Origin of the sequence: Collinsella sp., from assembly GCF_052346665.1 — a bacterium.
Classification (GTDB): domain Bacteria; phylum Actinomycetota; class Coriobacteriia; order Coriobacteriales; family Coriobacteriaceae; genus Collinsella.
The window spans coordinates 26,546-31,173 of sequence record NZ_DAWDUX010000023.1; the positions used below are offsets into that span (position 1 = coordinate 26,546).

General features: G+C 59.9%; 4 protein-coding genes. 3 read left to right on the top strand and 1 reads right to left on the bottom strand.

Annotation, left to right across the window (positions count from 1 at the left end):
- Nucleotides 1–684, bottom strand: a 684-nt coding sequence (locus tag ACT8II_RS05695) for an HAD hydrolase family protein (protein ID WP_443813281.1), incomplete at its 3' end; no start/stop codon positions are given.
- A 351-nt stretch (nucleotides 685–1,035) separates the two neighbouring features.
- Here ACT8II_RS05695 and ACT8II_RS05700 point away from each other — a divergent pair.
- The 3 genes from ACT8II_RS05700 to ACT8II_RS05710 all read left to right on the top strand — a co-directional run bounded on the left by ACT8II_RS05700 (nucleotide 1,036) and on the right by ACT8II_RS05710 (nucleotide 4,060).
- On the top strand, nucleotides 1,036–1,917 hold the full coding sequence (locus ACT8II_RS05700; protein ID WP_199588897.1) for a transporter substrate-binding domain-containing protein: 882 nt from the start codon (nucleotides 1,036–1,038) through the stop codon (nucleotides 1,915–1,917).
- 169 nt (nucleotides 1,918–2,086) lie between these two features.
- The gene (locus ACT8II_RS05705) at nucleotides 2,087–3,280 is read left to right on the top strand and encodes an amino acid ABC transporter permease (protein ID WP_199588893.1); all 1,194 of its coding nucleotides are present in this window, start codon (nucleotides 2,087–2,089) and stop codon (nucleotides 3,278–3,280) included.
- 3 nt (nucleotides 3,281–3,283) lie between these two features.
- Nucleotides 3,284–4,060 (top strand): amino acid ABC transporter ATP-binding protein, encoded by a 777-nt coding sequence (locus ACT8II_RS05710; protein ID WP_294122561.1) that lies wholly within the window; start codon nucleotides 3,284–3,286, stop codon nucleotides 4,058–4,060.
- Nucleotides 4,061–4,628 lie beyond the last annotated feature (568 nt).

Here is a 4,628-nt window from a genome sequence, read left to right on the forward strand (position 1 = left end):
GTTATAGGTGTCGCCGAAGGCGGCGATATCGGTGAGCTTGATGCCCAGATGTTCCGCCAGATGGCGAATGCCCGACCCCTTGTCGATACCGAGGTTCATGAAATCGAGCCATTCATCACCGGCGCACGTGACGTACAGGCGCTCTCCGAATTCCGGCCCATACACCTCATCGAAATTGCGCTTGCTGTCCCAGTTGGGGAAGTATATCGAGATCTTATTCGAGTCGACATCGATTTCCTCGAAGGTGTCGATGTAGATGATATTGCGGTAGTAGATGCTCACCACGTCATGGTGCACACGGTCGCGCTCAAGCGCGTACGCGACGTCGAAGGCGCAGAGCACGGGGACGCCGCACCCCGATTCGACGCAACGCGTGAGGACCTCGCGGTACAGGTCGTGATCGATGAGGTCGCGGTAGATGAGCTCATCGCGCAGGTAGACGGATGCCCCGTTGTCGGCGACGAGCGCCATATCTTGGTGATGGGCCGGGAAGGATTCGCGCAGGGCGAGCGCGGGCCTGCCGCTCGCCGCGCAGAACACGACGCCGCGTCGCGCGAGTGCGTCAATGCGTTCGTCAACGCCCTCGGGCATGGATTTGTCATCGGCGAGCAGGGTGAGGTCCATGTCGGTGGCGACGAGTCTGATCGAGGAGAGGTCGGTATCGGCGAGGTACGAGGGAAGCATGTGATCCTTTCCGGTTTGGGCGGCGCGCGCCTTGATGTTCGCAGGTATTGTATAGCCTGAGTGCCGCACATCGGTACAAAAGCGGTTACCGCGCTCGATTTCTCTGCCCGCTGAAATTCTATGCATGTGCATGTATAAGAAATGTAACTAATCTATTTCTCGGTATACCTCCTGATTATGCTCCACCAAAACGGAGTATCCTGCCCTACAGCACGCGGAACTTTCACGCATTAAGTTGCAAGGGAGAGGGGGATGGGCCCCCTCTGGTTGCGTCGTGCGGAAGGGGTCTCAGACAAACATTGGAGGTTCATCATGACTCGTGAGACTGTTGACGTATCTATCCAACCCGCTATGCGTTCGCGCAGGGAGTTCCTTAAGCTCTCCGGCATAACGGCTATGAGCGTGGGAGGCATGATGTTCCTTGCGGGCTGCGGCCCCGCTGCCCAGGATGCAGGACAGAGCGGTAGCACCGACGCTTCCGCATCGGCGGCTCAGCTGGGCGATGGCAAGACGCTGCGTGTTGGTATGGAGGCCGCATACGCCCCGTATAACTGGCAGGTCTCCGAGGAGTCTGAGTACACCATTCCAATCGAGAACGTCTCGGGTGCTTACGCCGACGGCTATGACGTCCAAGTTGCCAAGATGATCGCCGAGGGCCTGGGTATGGAGCCCGTCGCGGTCAAGCTCGAGTTCGGCTCGCTGATCGACGCGCTCAACAACGGTCAGATCGATATCGTGTGCGCCGGTATGTCCGTCACGCCCGAGCGCGAGGACGCCGCCGCGTTCTCCGACTCCTATGTCGATGACGACATCATCATGATTTGCAAGAACGATTCGGCCTACGCCGGTGCCACGACGTTTGCCGAGCTTGCGGGCGCCTCGATTCTCGGCCAGGCGGCGACCATGTACGACGACGTGATCGAGCAGATTCCTGACGTCAACCATATGACGCCTGCTGAGACGCAGCCCATGGTCGTCGAGAACCTGATGAACGGTACGTGCGACATCATCACCTATTCCATGCTCTCCGCCCCCAAGCTGCTCGAGGTCTATCCGGAGCTCGTGGTGCTCGACATGGAGGACTCCTTCGAGGATTCCCTCATGCCCGATAACGCCGCGGTGGCCAATGAGAACAAGGCCGTCCTCGACCAGATCAACGAGATCATCGCGGGCATCGATGACGAGGAGCGTCAGGACATGTGGTCCGCCTGCATGGATCGTCAGCCTGCATAACGTATCCAAACCGCCTGCGCGCGGACATAATCTCTTCGGGCGTGGTTGCGCTTCGCTCCACAAAACGCCCTACGAGAATATGTTCGCGCTCGGGCTTTATACATCTTGCTGGGCCGCCATCTCACGATCGGTGGCCGTATCGCTATTATTCAATTAAAGGAGTCGATCCATGACCACCGCATCGGCGGGTGCTCGCCCGCTTGGTCGCTTGGCCTCGTTTGTTTTGGATGATCATCGCTACGTGTTGTTGGGAACGAGTGTGATTGCGGCGATGGGCATGAGCCTGTCCAGCCAGCCGCGCCCCGCACTGAGTTTCCTTGCCGGTGCGTATGCGCTTGAGGTCGTCTTGTACTACCTGCTCGTTGCTTGGCTCGTGCTTGCCGCCGTGGCCTTGGCGTTCAAGCTCGCTCGGTGGAAGACGTACGCGCAGGTGTCGCCCTTTACCCAACCTACCGTTGCGCGCGCGTTGCGCTACGGATCGTATGCGGTGTGCGGTATCACTGCCGTACTCGCGCTCGACCGCCTTGGCATGGGGATCGCATCTGCTTGGCAGGTCGCGGTTACGGCCGAGACGCGTCCCGCCTCCACGCTCGAGAGCATGCTCTATATGCTCTACAACAGTCGCGCCATCTTCTTCTCCGGCTTCAAGACCACCGTCGCGCTCGCGGTGTTCGGCACGGTGATCGCGTTTTTCCTCGCACTGCTCTTGGTGTTCCTGCGCATCCAGGTCATCGACCGTTCCGACAACGATTTCGTTCGCTTTTGGAAAGTCGTGGGCAGCGGTTTCGCGCGCCTTTACAGCACCGTGGTCCGCGGCACGCCCATGATGGTCCAGGCCATGATCATCTTCTTCGGCGTGTTCGCGCTTTTTAAGATGACCGACCTCACCACCACGCAGATCAACGCGATCTGGAGCACGTTTACCGCCGGTCTCGTCACCATCGTCCTCAACTCAACGGCGTATATGATGGAGGTGCTACGCGGCGGCATCGAGTCGGTTGACACCGGTCAGACCGAGGCGGCCCGTTCGCTTGGCCTGTCCCAGTGGGAGGCCATGCGCAAGGTCGTGTTCCCCCAGGGCGTCAAATTCGCCATCCCCGGTCTTTCCAACGAGCTCGTCATCAATATCAAGGACTCGTCGGTCCTTTCCGTCATTGGCACCTTTGACCTTATGTTCGCAACTACCACCGTGGGCGGCATCTACTATGCCAAGTTCGAGGCGGCGCTCGTGACGAGCGTGATCTACCTGTGCCTCACCATGATCGCTTCGTGGCTGCTTGGTCGCCTGGCGAACCGCCTCAACGTCAAGTCGGTGAAGCTTGGCAGCACTTCCGATCAGCCCGTCAACGTCGAGGAGCACTAGACCATGGCTATGAACGACAACACCGCCGTTACGGCTCCCGCCGGCGATTACATGGTGCGTATCGAGGGCCTGCGCAAGTCCTTCGGCGACCTCGAAGTCCTGCGCGACGTCAATCTGGAGGTCGCACCCGGCGAGGTGGTGACGATCATCGGTGCCTCCGGATCGGGTAAGTCGACGCTTCTGCGCTGCATCAACCTGCTCGAGACGCCCGACGCGGGACACGTGTGGTTTCAAGGAAGCGACCTCACCGCCGACCACGTGGACGTGAACTCGCTACGCGAGGACATCGGCATGGTCTTCCAGGGATTCAACCTGTTCAACAACATGGATGTGCTGGCAAACTGCACGCTGGCTCCCGTAACGCGCAAGAAGATGTCGAAGGGGGAGGCCGAGACGGTCGCTCTCGAGCACTTGCGCTCGGTGGGTCTGGCGGATTTTGCCCACGCTGCGCCCTCGACGCTATCCGGTGGCCAGAAGCAGCGCGTGGCGATTGCCCGCGCCTTATGCATGCGTCCCAAGATCATGCTGTTCGACGAGCCTACCAGCGCCTTGGACCCGCAGATTGTCGGAGAGGTGCTCGAAGTCATGCGAGGCCTGGCCAGCGACGGTATGACGATGGTCGTGGTGACGCATGAGATGGAGTTTGCGCGCACCGTGTCCGACCGCGTGGTCTTCATGGACAAGGGCGTGATTGCCGAGCAGGGCGACCCCGAGCAGATCTTCACTGCGCCACACCACGCACGTACCCGTGAGTTCCTCTCGCGTTATCTCAAAGAGTAGACAGGCGCTCGCCGCCCCGCGTCTCGGACCGTATCATCCGGCGCTCGAACAGTTTTTCACCTCATCACTTCAAGGAGAACGCGCCCCCTCCGCCCATATCATCCCGTGCTCAAACAGCGCTGTCGCGAACTGCGCGCGGGACGATATGGGCGGAGGGGGCGCGGCACATGTTTGGGGAGAGGCGTAGTACGTGGAATTTCTATTCGTTGCCGTAGCCCGTCCCCTGGCGCGCATCATCCGCCGCGAGTTCCGCACGAGCCGAAGGCCACTTAATGTGGCCTTCGTGCGAGCAGGACTGTTCGAGCGCCGGATGATGCGCGCCAGGGGACGGGGTGGTAACAAAGTCGCAACATAACAGAACGTCGCGTGAATCGATGTCACTTTAGGCTACTATAGTGACCAACGATTGACACGGCTGGTTTCGAAGGGATGAGTAACCGTGGCACAGCTTCTGGCTACATATGAGGGCATGGCGCACATCGCCATCATGCCTTGCCAGAACGCCGCCGATGCGGCCGCCCGACGCCAGCGTTCAATCTCCCGACGACGATAACTCGTTGTCTCTGTT

What these genes read in the sequence shown, in the direction of transcription:
- ACT8II_RS05700 (WP_199588897.1), top strand. Translation starts at nt 1,036, where the DNA reads ATGCGTTCGCGCAGGGAGTTCCTTAAGCTCTCCGGCATAACGGCTATG.
- ACT8II_RS05710 (WP_294122561.1), top strand. Translation starts at nt 3,284, where the DNA reads ATGGCTATGAACGACAACACCGCCGTTACGGCTCCCGCCGGCGATTAC.
- ACT8II_RS05705 (WP_199588893.1), top strand. Translation starts at nt 2,087, where the DNA reads ATGACCACCGCATCGGCGGGTGCTCGCCCGCTTGGTCGCTTGGCCTCG.